Source organism: Halobellus captivus (assembly GCF_007655485.1).
Taxonomy (GTDB): Archaea; Halobacteriota; Halobacteria; order Halobacteriales; family Haloferacaceae; genus Haloquadratum; species Haloquadratum captivum.
Genome location: NZ_VJXQ01000005.1, coordinates 1 through 13,195, shown reverse-complemented (window position 1 = coordinate 13,195; position 13,195 = coordinate 1). Strand labels below are relative to the sequence as shown.

Genomic DNA, 13,195 nt, shown 5'->3' with positions numbered 1-13,195 from the left:
TTTATAATACTTCGTATTTAATTCACCGGGTACTCCGGATGAGAAAAGTGTGCCACCTCTGTGGATCTGGTGGAAAAAATTGGTAGGTAATCACATCCTAATATGCAGTTATACAGTCCCTAACTAGTGATCCTGCCCGAATTTCTGGTGGCTACCGAACGATTCGGTGATCCTGTGGTCGCACGTGGAACTCGGAGTAATTGGATCAACTCATACCACCATACTCCTGGATTACCGACAAATCTTCAGGTTGATAATTAGGGTCAAATATGATGTCCTCGATGAGTGCTTATATAACTTCAATACCCATTTCAGCCCGTATACTGCAGTTTTACACCATTTCATCATCTATCAGTATTCCAATTATCTATATCGATAATTAATTTAAATACTATATCGAGATAGGATTTAAATAGATCCAACGGAACACTCAGAATACACGATGGCACAGGCCGCCCAGCCGCCCTCCGACCAGCCCCCCGTCGTCACCTGCCGGGACGTGACGCGGCAGTACATTCGGGGATCCAAATCTAAATTCGCGAACCAACCGCGGCCGACTGTGACCGCGCTCGACTCGGTGTCGGTCGACATTTGTCCCGGCGAGTTCGTCGGCATCGCGGGACCCAGTGGAAGCGGTAAGTCAACCCTACTGCATCTTCTCGCCGGACTCGACACGCCGACAGACGGGGACGTGACGTTGGCGGGGACGTCTACCATCGGCCTCTCAGAACAACGTCGCGCGCGACTCCGACTCGAACACGTCGGTATCGTCTTCCAACATTTCTATCTGCTGCCGTCGATTTCCGCTCGGGCCAACGTCGCCCTCCCGCTCGTCGAGTACGGTATCGGAAGATCGACGCGACGTGAGAAGGCAACGGCGCTGCTTGACCAAGTCGGTCTCGAGGATCGCACGACGCACAAACCGGGAGAGCTGAGCGGTGGTGAACAACAACGCGTCGCTATCGCTCGAGCGCTCGTGACGGATCCGGAGGTACTGATCGCTGATGAGCCCACTGGTGAACTCGACACCGAGACTGGCGAACAGATCATCAACGCGCTCAGTGCGAGCAGCAGCGATCGTGCTGTCGTCGTAGCTTCCCACGACGAGCGCGTTCTCGAACGGACAGATCGGGTGATCCGACTCCACGATGGACGACTCGTGAGCGATGGATAGCCGCCATCGATACATCGGTCTCCTCGGCATCGCAGTCGGTCGGCTTGTCGGTCGATTCCGACGTGGAGAAGGCAAACAACTTGCGGTGAGCGTTCTCGGTGTTGCGATCGCTATTATGCTGATGGTCACCGTTGGGGGCGTCGCCCTCGGGCTCGCCTCTCAGTCAGCCATCCAAGGCGACAACGTCGATTACTGGATCGTTCCAGAGGATCGGACGGCGTCCTCCATCGCTGTATCCGTCGATGGGCCACAGCTGGGGGGAACCCACGACATAACTGCCGAGCTTAATACGAACCCACAGATCGACTATGCAACCCCCGTTTTGCTCCGTGTCGTTCAGTTACGGGCCCCTGCATCAGACACTTCCGAGTATATTATCGTCGCAGGCGTTGTCCCTGACGGTGGAGACCGTGAGGTCCTCGGCGTCTCGACGGGAGCGCTGACGCCAGGTGATCCCTTCTACGCGAACGGAACCTACGACGGACGGTGGACGGGGGAAATCGTCGCGAGCGAACCGGCCGCAGAGTTGCTATCGGCCGAAGTCGGAGATTCGCTCACGATGCCCCGGCAGGACTCGAACCGGTCGCTCCACGTTGAGAACATTTCAACGGGAAGCTACAATACCGGAGCTGGCCCGCTCCCGATCGTCGTTCTTCACCAGAGCGAACTGCAAGCCATTACCGGTGCGACTGATGGCGATCCTGCCGATCAGATTCTCGTGAGTACGAAGTCGTCCGACGTCAGGCCCGAGCTCGAATCGCTCTACCCGCAGTCGACGGTAGTCTCGAAGGGCGGGTTCGCCGAGCAAAGCGTCTCGACGTCGAGTCTGCCGGTTGCCGTCGCGTTGACCGCCGTCCTGACGGCTGTCGTTGTCGGAACACTCTTTGTCGCGACGATGATGGGACTGGAGTTACACGCCGATCGTCAGCGGCTGGCCGTACTCTCGGCGATCGGCTACCGGATGCGCTCGCAGGCGTTCCTCGTCGTGGCCGAGACGTTCATTTTGACAGGGATCGGCACCTTCGTAGGCGTCGGATTGGGACTCACCGGAATCGCTGCGACGAACGCGCTCGCGACGCGTTATCTCGGTGTACAGTCGGTGGCCATATTTGACCCCGTACTCGTATTGACAGCGGGTGCTGTCGCAGTGGTCATTGCCGCGGCGGCCTCAATTTACCCCGTCTGGCTCACCCGTCGGACCGATGTGTTGGAGGTGCTCGGCTGATGTTGTTACTCTCAAAATTTCGTGCGGTAGTCGGCATCGCTGTCCAGCAGCTGCGGCACGACCGTGGCCGGACTGTCTTGGCTGTCCTCGGAATCTGTCTCGCCGTGTTGTCGATGACGCTGCTCGGAAGCGTTGGCCTCGGCGTGATTGAAACTGGTGAGGAGAAGTTTGACCAATCCGGGCGAGATCTCTGGATTACGGGAGGCCCGGTCCAGCTTGCTCCGGGTTCCGTCGGCGGCTTCGAGAATACGGTCTACGACGCCCACCAAATCTCGGCGGAGATCGGACAGCGAGATGATGTTACCACTGCGGTACCGTTGGCCTTCCAGACGGTATACGTCTCTCCGAACGGGTCCGAGTTCGATACGCTCATCGGAACAGGTGCACCTGCAAGAGGTGGATCCGTACGGATTACTCAAGGAGAGTCGTTCTCATCCCAAGATCAGCACTATGCTGGCGGTTCATACGATGGCCCGATGAGTCACGAAGTGGTGATTTCACCGCAGACTGCCGAACGCTATGACGTTGGGGTCAACGATACACTGTATCTTGGCGGCTCTATCGGGAGCGCGCAGAATAACGAGTTCCGAATTGTCGGTATCTCACCGACGTTCTCGCAATTCCTCGGTACGCCTACTGTCGTGTTGCACCTGAGCGAGCTCCAAACGATCACTGGCCAGACGGCAAACGACAGAGCAACGATGATCACTGTCGACGTCGATGATGATGCAGATCTTAGCCAGGTGGAAGCGGAAATTCAGGCAGCGTACCCGGAATATGACGTCCGGACCAACCGCGAGCAGTTACAGGCGACGCTCGAGCGACAAGCGGTACTGCTTGCTGCCGGTGGCAGTCTCGTTGTCTTCGCCGCCCTCGCTGGTATTACGCTCACGACAAATCTCCTCCTCTCGTTGGTCTATCAGCAACGACGGATCCTCGCAGCGCTTCGCGCCCAGGGTGCGGCAGCATCGACACTAGTCGGGGTGGTCGGAACGCAGGCAATCCTCCTCAGTTTCGTGGGAGGCATCCTCGGGGCGGCAGTGACCGTCCCAGCGATCCGCGTCTTGAATATCGTTGCCGAAACGATCGTGGGGTTCGAGAATGTTGTAAGCGTCCAACCGTGGATCTTGCTTTCCGGGATCGTCTGTGCGTTCCTCATCGGGATCGGTGGGGCATTTGTCGCTGGGTGGCGGGTGTCTCGCGTCTCACCGCTCGAACAGCTCCAGTGATGATGTCCTGCAACTACGCTCCAGTCGAACCGGTAGCGACTCTTTAGGATACAACAACAGGCACAGCAGGGGGTAGGCCACCGGATGATTAATCGAACATCCCGAAGCCCTCGTCTCGCATTAATTCCGCAACCGATTCTGGGTTCTCGAACGCAGCGAGTAAGGCAAATTCCCGTGCATCGGTTTTTGAAACTTCGTCCGTATCAAGATGCTCGGCAAGGGCAGTTCGGAATTGTGCCTCTTGCGTAGCGACTTCATCTCGGACGTGGATCTCCAGACGTGTATCACGCTCGTCACCGACGTTACTCCGTCGAACAAAATAGGGATACGTCTCTGTAGCGGGATCTTCTTGGTTATCAGACTGTTCTGACGAATCTTGTGTGACTGGTGCGGATGTCTCTGATTCAGGTGCGTCCGGTGATTTGGTGACTGAATCAGACCCGGTCGGTGTATGTGAGTTGGCACTTTGAGATGGATCATCCTGCTTGTCACCATCATCCTCACCGAAATTGAGGTTTCCAGATCCTGATTTGAAATTACTCATACTGTAGTCACCTCCGTTTGAGTCCCTTCTGTAAGATCGATTCTAATCGGTTCAGAATCTTGGATATTCAGTTCGAGAACAGGTGCTACGTCCGCGTCAAAGGTCTCCGTTGCGATGAAGTGAGCAAGGGTATACAGATCTCGAAGTGTTTCAACTTCTCTGTCTCGGATACGTCGGTGTCCAGGTTCGCTCCTCATTTCACCCTCCTGCTCGAAAGTCTTCCACCGTTCCTCAACGACTTTGAAAGCAGAGCCTCGTGCTTCCCACATCGCGTCCATCAAACTCTCGCGGTTTCCGATTGTAACCGGTGTGGCGAATGCCTCCGTATCTTGGAACTGTTGTTGGTATTGCTGGTGCGCGTTAGTTTGTCCGACGCCGGAAGGGACAACACAAGATAAGCCGACCTCGATATCTAACTGGGATTCCATATTTCCAACGAGTTCTTCGAGGCCCTCCAAGCTCAGATTGCCTTTTCCTGCCGGTTTAACTGGGGCAATGAGGGTGCGTAATGCATAAATTGCATTATATAGAAGATCCTCAGCACGGGCGTTCGGATCGATAAGGATTGCATCGTACTGTTTCTGAAGTTGCTGTTTGTTCCACAGAAGGTCATAGAGCAACTCGAATCGGGGATACTCCTCACGACTCATATTCTGCATTCCCGTTTCGTACGAGATTTTCTGTTCTAGATTTGATGTGAAGTCACCGAGCATATCGTGACTTGGAATGATATCGACCCCTTCTGCGGTTGTTTCGATGAGATTTGAAAACTCACCATCAGGCATATCTAGGATGTGTTTCACTAAATTATCCGCATCGGGATTACTTCGGTTCGATCCCACATCGAAGAGACTGGTTAAATTCCCTTCTTGCGGATCTAAATCCAGTACGAGTGTATTTTGCCCCATCCGCTCCAACGCGACGGCAATATTAGCCGTCATTGTTGTTTTGTATGTCCCTCCCGATTCGGAGTAGACTACTGCAGTGATCATACGCGCCCGTAATCTCTGCTAGAGTATAAATCTGTGTCAGACGTTATTTACAGCAGTTTGTGACATACGTTACAGACTTCTGTCTGTAGTATATCTCTGTAACTAAATTCTATAACTGATGTCTGCAACGTATACTTGTTACTTATATCAGTATCTACTGTCTGTTCTGTATATCGGGCACATATCCCTGTTACAATAGTATGTGGCATATGGTGCAGATATAACTCACAGATGATCGAGATACACTTATTGCTGATCTCCGGTGTTGTGACTGCTGGAGAGAACGGGAACCCCACTGACTACGATGACAGCTGGAGAATCAAGAGTGTCTACAAATCGACCAACGAAATATGACAACGATGAGTTCAAAGGAGGTCAGTCGCTAGTTGTTTCACTTTGTCCTGCGTTGAAGTAACTCCTGTTCTCACTCTGGTGACTGGTGGGTTTGGTTGTGCAGGTCAAATGACTAGCGAGTAGAACGATACGTCGATTGTGACGGCAGACAATATGGATGAGACTGCCGAAACGGAACTGAAATTGGACAGCGAAGCAGCCACCACAAAAGCTAATTCCTGAATGACAACACCACTTACCGGCGTAGGAAACCCGTCGAATGGACGTGGAAAATGAGACACTTCGATGAAGGCTAATTGAAGCATCTTCTGGCCTTCAATTTGTCCAAAACAACGCGTTAGCCCCGCTATACTGCTGTAGTCTCAATTCCCACCAGAGATAGAATTTCATATAGCATAATATAGTTTAAAAAAAGAGCTACTCAATGGAAACCTAGCGTACAAGACCACTATAACCGGAAATTGGCCAATATATCAACTTTGTTTTCTGGTCCTGATTACCCTAATAATCACGACCAGTTTGAAGTACCCCGCCGCCGTCGGTGAAGCACGAATGCTGCAACCACCTCACGACGGCGCTTTCCCCGGGGAGTGCCGTCGAGAATGGGGTTCGAGTTCGCTCCTGCGCTCCACAGCTAAGATTGAAGCGATGGCGAACGGCAATATTCGATATAGAACTAATGACCTCAACCTATATTAAGATAAAGCTCGAACGGTGTAGTATGACCGAAGATGAATCGAACTCCAAGGGCCTGATGGAACGCCAGACCACGGGTGAAGACCGCGTGCGGATGGTTGCTCGGCAGCTGTCGGAGCCAAAGACGGTCAATTGGATCGCTTCCGAAGCGGGCTGGTCACACGAACCAACTAAGCGCGTCCTCGAACGCCTCGTCGACGATGGCATCCTCCATCGTGACGAAAGCGGTACTCACACGACGTACTACCCTGATTACCGCCGCCAAGCGATGCAGGAGGCGATGCGTCTTCGAGACAGCGGGCACACTGTCGAGGAGCTCACGGACCGTCTCGCTGATATGAAGACGCAGATTCGCGACTGGGAGGACGAATTCTGTGTCGAGTCACCGAACCAGCTTCGCGGGATGCTCGCTGACGAGTCGCTTGACGCTGATGAGGAAGATCGGCGTCGTGAGATCGCCCGTGAGTGGGAGCACCTTCAACGGCGTATCCAGATCGTCGGCTTCGCAATCCGCGAATGGGACTTCCTCGCGCCGACGACAGAGCCCGCTGAGGCCAGCAGCTAACGGATGTCGGTCCCACATCCAGGTGGTGATCCGAACGCGAACCTCTACGCCCAGCTGAAGCGAGACGTCCTCGACCGTGTTCCACAGATCACGGCCGTCGAGTACGTTCCTGACGATATCGAGGCAAAGCAGCTGCGGGCAACTTTCGATCCGGCCCGCCTGGATCCCCCGACAGGCCCCGATTCACCGGAACTGACCGTCAAGTGGTATCGGCAGGACCCACACGATTGGTTCCGTATCAATTACACCGACCCGAACACGGGCTTTCACGCTGGCTGGCACCAGGACGAAGACCATCCCGATCTGGGACGGACGCATTTCCAGTACTCTGTCGCCGATACGGAGGACCGCTGGGGGATCACATTCGAACACGGGACTCCCTCCCTGATTCTCTGGGAACTCGTCGAAGAGCTCCTTGAGGACGTCCGTCCGACCTACCAGTACGCGAACGAGGAACTATGACACCTCGAGAACGCGCTGATCAGTCACTCACCGAGTCCTTCGAGCGCTACCTACAGGACAAGGGAAAGGGCCGCGGAGGCGACGGCGGGAATTACAGACGTAACGCAGCACGTGAGCTCAATCGGTTCGCCGAGTGGACTGCTGGTGACCACGGTGACGACGATTGGACCGGGATCGTTCCCGACGACGTCGACCGCGATCCCACCTTTGAGGACCTCAACGAACGTGTCTTCCGGGAGTACGCCCGGCATCTCGCTGGTGACCGTGGACTCAAACAGAACACTGTACAAACCTATTACCGCTATATCTCTGCGTGGTGCGGGTGGTGTGTCAACGAAGGCTATCTCGAAGTGCACTACGCTCAGCGGGCGAGCGCGATGGCGCCGCTTCCCGACGACGACGGCCGCAAGCCCGGCGATCAGCAGGCCTGGACGTCCGAGCAGCGCCACGCGCTCACCCGCCACGTCGACGAACGGGCCCGCGACGCAATCGAGGCGTACACGACACTCCCGGAGGGTACTGACCCCCTCGACAAGCAGCGAGCACGCTATGAGGCGCTGAAGGCTGCCCGTGACCGCGCCCTCGTGTTCGTCCTCGCGTACACAGCCGTCCGCGTTGGGGAATTTCTCCGGGACCCGAACGACCCGCGCCGGCGCGGGGTCCGCTGGGGAGAGATTTCACTCGATGACGGGAGTATGGATGTCTACCGGAAGAAACAGCAGTGGGACGCGGCGAGTCTCCCCGATCCGGTGATCTCGCCGCTTCGGAGCTATCGGAATCTGATAGATCCACCCACAGAGCGGTGGCCAGTGTTCCCGACGTTCGACCAGCGGACGCTGGCGACGGTCGTACAGGAGGGGTTGGCCGATCGAGGGGAACAGCCGAACGCAATCGACGAGCGACGTAACGAGTACGCTCGTGACCTTCTGTTGGCGCTCGATAGGGATGTTCGACCCCCCTCGATCACGACCGATGGTGCCCGGTCGATTCTCCAGCGACTCTCGGAAGCCGCAGACGTCGACATCGACCATCCAAAACACGATTACCTTGCTCCGCACGGAGGTCGACGTGGAATGGGTGAGGTGCTCGTCCGCGCGTTCGGGTATACTGTTGCGGCTCGCTATCTCGACAACTCCGAGGGGATGGTCCGTGAGCGGTACTCCCACATTGAGGCTGGCGAACTTGGTGATGTTGCAACAGAGGCACTCTCAGAGATTGATGGATGAGGAGTGAACGACAGAGATTACCCAGCAACCAGTCACCGGGTGATTGGATGCGTTCGAACTGTTCCCGCCAGCGAGGTACGGACTCCTGATGACAGAGCATTACGCCTGGTGTCGTGACCGCGATCGCACGAATGCCGTTATCTCTATCCGGCCGCTACGCTCTACGGGCACGGTCAGCGACAGCGCGTTGCGTTCGCTCTTCTACCTTCTACTGAACCGCTTCTGACGACACCGACACCGATGCGAGGTCGGCAGCCCGACAGAAGTAGCAGAGCATCGTTTGCAGGAACGCGATAGAGAGTGGATATCTGTACGATTAAGTCGCTGGGAGCGCCACGCAAAATATGGATATTTGCAGCACGGAGACACCGGTTATTGGGATGGTTCATTTACCGCCGCTTCCGGGTGCACCCGGGTTCGATGGTGACCGATGCGCCCTTCGCGAGCGAGTACGCCGTGACGCAACAGCACTCGAATCGGGGGGTGTCGACGGGATTATGCTCGAAAACTTTGGTGATGCGCCCTTCTATCCGGACCGAGTCCCGCGCCACGTCGTTGCGGACGTCACAGCACTGGCGGCCACGCTTCGTGAGGAGGTGTCAGTTCCGTTTGGTGTGAATATCCTCCGGAATGACGTCCAAAGTGCATTAGGGGTCGCCGCTGCAACGGGTGGCGAATTCGTTCGCGTGAACGTCCATACCGGAGCTCGGCTAACTGATCAAGGTCTCATCGAGGGATTGGCACACGAAACGCTCCGTCTTCGCGACCAACTCGATGCTGACGTGACGATTCTTGCAGACATCGATGTGAAACATTCGGCGCCGCTTACCGAACGCGCCCACGGGGAAGTGGTCAGTGAGCTGGTCGAACGCGGCAGGGCCGACGCCGTTGTTGTCAGCGGGGCCGGAACCGGCGAAGCTGTCGATACCACCGTTCTTGAACAAGTGGTCCAGGCCCGGGACGAACGTGGGATCGACGCACCAGTGCTGCTCGGTAGCGGTGTGACACCCGATACCGCACCCGAGTTGCTCTCGATCGCAGATGGGGCGATCGTCGGGACGGCGCTCAAACAACAGAGCGAGACGACCAATCCAGTCGATGAAGCGGCGGTCAAGCGACTTATCGAGGCCGTCCCTCAGTGATTGGTAAGAAACTCTCGGATATCTGAATCAGTCGGGAGCTGCTTTCGGGCGTGTGCCGTCGTACAGTTGAGGGCCGCTGCCGCGGCGGCAAACCGCCCTGCTTCACGTGCCGGACTCTCTTCGAGGAGCCACGTCTGAATGAGGCCCGCAGTGAAGGCATCACCAGCGCCGGTCGTATCTTCGATAGCCACCTCAAAGGCCGGGATCGGAGTCACTGTATCCCCCTCAAGCAGGATGGCACCGTCATTTCCCTGCGTGACAGCTGCCCGAGAGACCGATCGTTCAGCGAGGGCATCAACGGCGTCCTCGATCTCGCCGCCGAAATATGATCGAGCGGCGACCGTGCCAACCACAAAGAGATCACCGACCGAAAGGATCCGATCGATGGTCGATGGAGCGGTCCCGCGGCCTTCGAGTTCCGAGAGAGGGCCCGCGAGGTCGAAGACGAGCGTCGAAATGACCCCGCGTTCACGCGCAGTCACGAGCTTTGAGACCACCGCATCGGGTGCGTAGGCACTGGTGAAGACGACCTCGGCATCGCTCAGATACTCAAGATCGGCATCAGCAAGCCGTAAGTTCGGGACGCTTTCCCCGCCGGCGACAATCATTCGACCGCCGTCCGGGCCACGCAGCACTAACGTGTATGAGGATTCTTCAGACCCAGTTCGACCCCGTGTGCAGTCGATCCCACGAGCGTTGAGATCGGTTTTGATCTCAGAAGCCGAGTCACCACCAAATCGTGTGATGATTCCCGTTCCCGTCCCGAACCCAGCAAGCCCAGAGGCGACATTGGCAGCGACACCACCCACAGCGGTCGTATGGTCGCGGACAAACGCCCCACCGTCGGGTTCCGGCAAATTTGAAAGCGTGTAGATCTGGTCAAGCACCGCGCTCCCCACCGTAACAACAGCTGGAGCTGGCATTATATCGATCCACGCAGGCGACCGTTTTGAACGTATAGGAATCGAGAAAGCGAGGGGGCTCGTATTCACCCGACCTCAGTTCCGTTGAAATCGATTGTGTCTGCAATTTCAGTCATTCTGGGATCGTTCTATGGAATATTTTTGCCGGTCTGGCGACGTCTACCGAGGACTGGAGGCGAAGTTGAAAAACCACTAATTTAGTGTACTCAATCCGATGTGCCCTAGACAGTTGGCTATTTTTGATGAAATAAGAAGAGTCGTTATGGTCAAGTCATACTCTCTACTGAGCAATTTAGAGCGGGCCGAGCTGAAAATTTGCTGAATCAACCGCGAAGCGACGCTTGGATAATGACCGTTCGAAGAATAGCCGTTATTAATTCGCGGTTAAGCCAGTGAAGAGTCACCTCAATTTATTAGCAAAATATTCTAATACATAGTTAGATGCCTAATCTCTTGAACGAAAGGGAGCAGCAACCACTTGATGAGTACCAAATTGGCGACGGAGAGTCTCTACTTCAGGCACTTGTAAGTCGATTTGCGGAGATTGACAGCGAACGGGATGTGCAGAATAATCCGCTACAAGAATTAGTCGATGTTGACAGTCTTTCCACGATAATAGCTTCAGACAACGTTAACCACGTCTCAGCTGTATTCTGGGGCCACCCTACGTATATTACTTCAAACAAGATCATTATCTATCCATCAACCAACAGTTAAATCTCCTGTACTGTGCGGTTGGTAAAATAGCCTCAGAGCCACGCTAAGGAATGGAAAAGAACCAAAATGGACATATGCCCCAAGTGAAGCGTCTGAGGGTTTGTCCAAGATAATATCATATACACGTCTGAGAGATGGTGACGGTACCCGAGAGATCATCCGATAAGCTGCGCCCCACCACCTCGGACGCCACATATAGAGTCCACACGACTTACCCCCGTTGAGGACGAAGGGGGATGCAGAAAGCCAGGATGGATTCTAGAGAATCTCACTCTCCACAAGGTCAGGAGCCTGTGGACACGCCGTCAGTTCCTTGCACAGCTTGCACGGCTGCCCTGCAATCCCCTGAACATCGGCACCTCTCATTTTTACTGCTCGATCAATTCACAATCCCTGTTGTCGGCTGTACCGAGCATCTCGCACAGTTTACCTCCATTGTTGGGTACACGACAGATGACACTGCCGAGCTCGTTGAGCATCGCCCCGCCGGGGGTATCAGCTGTCCGAGTTGCCAGCTGGCTCCCCATACTCTACGGCAGCCCGTTATTCCGGTCGGTGCCGGTGCAGTAAGCATTCTTGCCTGTCCAGAACACCAATCCGAGATTATCGGTCGGTTCCATACCGGATTCCAAACACAACAGCAACTCACGACATCCTTGGATAACTGACGTGCGTCCCCATTTCGCGTACGAACGATCTCTGTTCGGCAGATCAGCGATGCAGTGTTTGAGGTTTTGCTCCGTAGTGGTGACATGCAGATTTTGAGAAGCTCTGGAGCAAGTGAAAAATTAAATGACGGATAGAATCGATCTGGAACCACTTACAGATCGCGGGACTAGACGAGTCGCGACTGAACCACTCATAGGTCCAATTCTGAGAAGAATACTCACGATTGGCTTCGATCGAGGCAGTCAACCGTATTATTCGTCCGCAGATACCGGTTCACCTGCTTCCATCCGCCATTCAAGTTCGACATCGAATTCGGCCTCGTCCTCGGAAACTTCGTACTCAACTTCCAGCTCAACCCGTTCTGGAACTGCCACCGTGAAGCCGTTTTCCCCCTCGATGTCAATTCGTCCCTTCTCGACACCATCAGCGACTTCACGGAGAACTCCCGCAGCGTCTGCTCGACTCAGTATCCTCTCTCCCTCACGTTCCGTCTCCTCGTCTTCCGATTCCGCTTCGGTATCGGATTCTTGTTTATCGTTTGCCATACTAGAGATACGACGACAGTCAATAAAACATCTCGGGCTTTCACCAACCCAATTTGATGGGCGAGAGTCACCACTTCTGGGAATACCTCAGGTACATCAGATGGTAGTCACGAACGGAAGTATCTTCAGCCAATAGTGCGTAATCAACTAATTACAACTGACAGCCAACCGTCCGATCAAGATTTCAGCAGCTTCCAGAAGGGCAACACTGCTCAGTGAAAACACAGCTCCAGCGGTGAGAACTCCCCCGACAAGTAGGAACGATACGACAGCCGTCGCTATGACTCCGATGCCGTCGATAATAAGCCCGGTGAGCGTGGAAGATGATGGCGATAAACGGCAGCCAATGACGCCAAAGAAAAATGCCGAAGGTACGACGATCGGGAGCGCGAGAGCGGGAAACAGAAAACTCGAGAGCCAATCACCGCTCATCGATTGAAATCAGAGATCTTCTGATTAGTATGACAGCCGTGACCGGTCTTCATAGAGCGCTACGAGTCGAGATTCTGCTTTGCGGAGATGGTTTGCAGCGGTGCTTTTCGAACAACTGAGTTCGTCAGCGATTTCGCGAACACTGGTGCGTCGAGGAATTTCGTAGTATCCGAGTTCCCGTGCAGTTTCAAGGACCTCCCTTTGCCGATCGGTGAGGGCTGTAACGTACGGTTCCCTGTACGCGTCGTATTCACCAAGTCGGTTGACAGGGTCGTGTTTAGTTTGGAGCATTGAGCCAGG

Annotated in this window: 14 protein-coding genes; 8 read left to right on the top strand and 6 right to left on the bottom strand. The window is 55.0% G+C overall.

Features of this window, described 5'->3' with window-relative positions; all coding sequences use genetic code 11:
- The first annotated feature begins 442 nt into the window (after nt 1-442).
- The 3 genes from FJT57_RS12805 to FJT57_RS12795 are packed head-to-tail and all read left to right on the top strand — an operon-like array spanning nt 443 to nt 3,628.
- Nucleotides 443-1,174 carry an ABC transporter ATP-binding protein gene (locus FJT57_RS12805; RefSeq protein WP_144905863.1) on the top strand — a complete coding sequence of 244 codons (732 nt, stop codon included), beginning with the start codon at nt 443-445 and terminating at the stop codon, nt 1,172-1,174.
- Nucleotides 1,167-2,399: an ABC transporter permease gene (locus FJT57_RS12800; protein ID WP_144905861.1), complete on the top strand. Its 1,233-nt coding sequence runs from the start codon at nt 1,167-1,169 to the stop codon at nt 2,397-2,399. The genes FJT57_RS12805 and FJT57_RS12800 overlap by 8 nt, the downstream gene beginning before the upstream one ends.
- A complete protein-coding gene (locus FJT57_RS12795) occupies nt 2,399-3,628 on the top strand; it encodes an ABC transporter permease (RefSeq protein WP_144905859.1) in 1,230 nt (409 codons plus the stop codon). Before FJT57_RS12800 ends, FJT57_RS12795 begins: the two co-directional genes overlap by 1 nt.
- An 88-nt stretch (nt 3,629-3,716) precedes the next feature.
- Here the strand turns inward: FJT57_RS12795 and FJT57_RS12790 are convergent, their stop codons facing one another.
- Nucleotides 3,717-4,172 (bottom strand): acyl-CoA dehydrogenase, encoded by a 456-nt coding sequence (locus FJT57_RS12790; RefSeq protein ID WP_144905857.1) that lies wholly within the window; start codon nt 4,170-4,172, stop codon nt 3,717-3,719.
- Nucleotides 4,169-5,164: a ParA family protein gene (locus FJT57_RS12785; protein WP_144905855.1), complete on the bottom strand. Its 996-nt coding sequence runs from the start codon at nt 5,162-5,164 to the stop codon at nt 4,169-4,171. The genes FJT57_RS12790 and FJT57_RS12785 overlap by 4 nt, the downstream gene beginning before the upstream one ends.
- 1,033 nt (nt 5,165-6,197) lie before the next feature.
- On the opposite strand from FJT57_RS12785, the gene FJT57_RS12780 reads away from it, so the two are divergent.
- From FJT57_RS12780 to FJT57_RS12765, 4 genes are all read left to right on the top strand, one after another.
- Nucleotides 6,198-6,779 (top strand): DUF7342 family protein, encoded by a 582-nt coding sequence (locus FJT57_RS12780; protein ID WP_144905853.1) that lies wholly within the window; start codon nt 6,198-6,200, stop codon nt 6,777-6,779.
- A 3-nt stretch (nt 6,780-6,782) separates the two neighbouring features.
- Nucleotides 6,783-7,241, top strand: a complete 459-nt coding sequence (locus FJT57_RS12775) for a hypothetical protein (protein WP_144905851.1) — start codon at nt 6,783-6,785, stop codon at nt 7,239-7,241.
- Complete coding sequence (locus FJT57_RS12770) at nt 7,238-8,467, top strand: phage integrase SAM-like domain-containing protein (RefSeq protein ID WP_144905849.1); 1,230 nt, start codon at nt 7,238-7,240, stop codon at nt 8,465-8,467. The genes FJT57_RS12775 and FJT57_RS12770 overlap by 4 nt, the downstream gene beginning before the upstream one ends.
- A gap of 344 nt (nt 8,468-8,811) precedes the next feature.
- Nucleotides 8,812-9,609 (top strand): BtpA/SgcQ family protein, encoded by a 798-nt coding sequence (locus tag FJT57_RS12765; protein WP_144905847.1) that lies wholly within the window; start codon nt 8,812-8,814, stop codon nt 9,607-9,609.
- Here the strand turns inward: FJT57_RS12765 and FJT57_RS12760 are convergent.
- Entirely contained in the window at nt 9,603-10,532 is a 930-nt protein-coding gene (locus FJT57_RS12760; protein WP_144905845.1) for a carbohydrate kinase family protein, read from the bottom strand. The genes FJT57_RS12765 and FJT57_RS12760 overlap by 7 nt on opposite strands.
- 441 nt (nt 10,533-10,973) lie before the next feature.
- Here FJT57_RS12760 and FJT57_RS12755 point away from each other — a divergent pair, with 441 nt between their 5' ends.
- Nucleotides 10,974-11,249 (top strand): hypothetical protein, encoded by a 276-nt coding sequence (locus FJT57_RS12755; protein WP_144905842.1) that lies wholly within the window; start codon nt 10,974-10,976, stop codon nt 11,247-11,249.
- 920 nt (nt 11,250-12,169) lie between these two features.
- Here the strand turns inward: FJT57_RS12755 and FJT57_RS12745 are convergent.
- From FJT57_RS12745 to FJT57_RS12740, 3 genes are all read right to left on the bottom strand, one after another.
- Nucleotides 12,170-12,463, bottom strand: a complete 294-nt coding sequence (locus FJT57_RS12745; protein ID WP_144905841.1) for an amphi-Trp domain-containing protein — start codon at nt 12,461-12,463, stop codon at nt 12,170-12,172.
- A gap of 147 nt (nt 12,464-12,610) precedes the next feature.
- The gene (locus FJT57_RS16705; RefSeq protein ID WP_203229183.1) at nt 12,611-12,895 is read right to left on the bottom strand and encodes a hypothetical protein; all 285 of its coding nucleotides are present in this window, start codon (nt 12,893-12,895) and stop codon (nt 12,611-12,613) included.
- Nucleotides 12,896-12,919: 24 nt separating this feature from the next.
- Nucleotides 12,920-13,195: helix-turn-helix domain-containing protein (locus FJT57_RS12740; RefSeq protein WP_203229182.1), on the bottom strand; the 276-nt coding region annotated here is incomplete at its 5' end.

What these genes read in the sequence shown, in the direction of transcription:
- FJT57_RS12805 (WP_144905863.1), top strand. Translation starts at nt 443, where the DNA reads ATGGCACAGGCCGCCCAGCCGCCCTCCGACCAGCCCCCCGTCGTCACC.
- FJT57_RS12800 (WP_144905861.1), top strand. Translation starts at nt 1,167, where the DNA reads ATGGATAGCCGCCATCGATACATCGGTCTCCTCGGCATCGCAGTCGGT.
- FJT57_RS12795 (WP_144905859.1), top strand. Translation starts at nt 2,399, where the DNA reads ATGTTGTTACTCTCAAAATTTCGTGCGGTAGTCGGCATCGCTGTCCAG.
- FJT57_RS12790 (WP_144905857.1), bottom strand. Translation starts at nt 4,172, where the DNA reads ATGAGTAATTTCAAATCAGGATCTGGAAACCTCAATTTCGGTGAGGAT.
- FJT57_RS12785 (WP_144905855.1), bottom strand. Translation starts at nt 5,164, where the DNA reads ATGATCACTGCAGTAGTCTACTCCGAATCGGGAGGGACATACAAAACA.
- FJT57_RS12780 (WP_144905853.1), top strand. Translation starts at nt 6,198, where the DNA reads ATGACCTCAACCTATATTAAGATAAAGCTCGAACGGTGTAGTATGACC.
- FJT57_RS12775 (WP_144905851.1), top strand. Translation starts at nt 6,783, where the DNA reads ATGTCGGTCCCACATCCAGGTGGTGATCCGAACGCGAACCTCTACGCC.
- FJT57_RS12770 (WP_144905849.1), top strand. Translation starts at nt 7,238, where the DNA reads ATGACACCTCGAGAACGCGCTGATCAGTCACTCACCGAGTCCTTCGAG.
- FJT57_RS12765 (WP_144905847.1), top strand. Translation starts at nt 8,812, where the DNA reads ATGGATATTTGCAGCACGGAGACACCGGTTATTGGGATGGTTCATTTA.
- FJT57_RS12760 (WP_144905845.1), bottom strand. Translation starts at nt 10,532, where the DNA reads ATGCCAGCTCCAGCTGTTGTTACGGTGGGGAGCGCGGTGCTTGACCAG.
- FJT57_RS12755 (WP_144905842.1), top strand. Translation starts at nt 10,974, where the DNA reads ATGCCTAATCTCTTGAACGAAAGGGAGCAGCAACCACTTGATGAGTAC.
- FJT57_RS12745 (WP_144905841.1), bottom strand. Translation starts at nt 12,463, where the DNA reads ATGGCAAACGATAAACAAGAATCCGATACCGAAGCGGAATCGGAAGAC.
- FJT57_RS16705 (WP_203229183.1), bottom strand. Translation starts at nt 12,895, where the DNA reads ATGAGCGGTGATTGGCTCTCGAGTTTTCTGTTTCCCGCTCTCGCGCTC.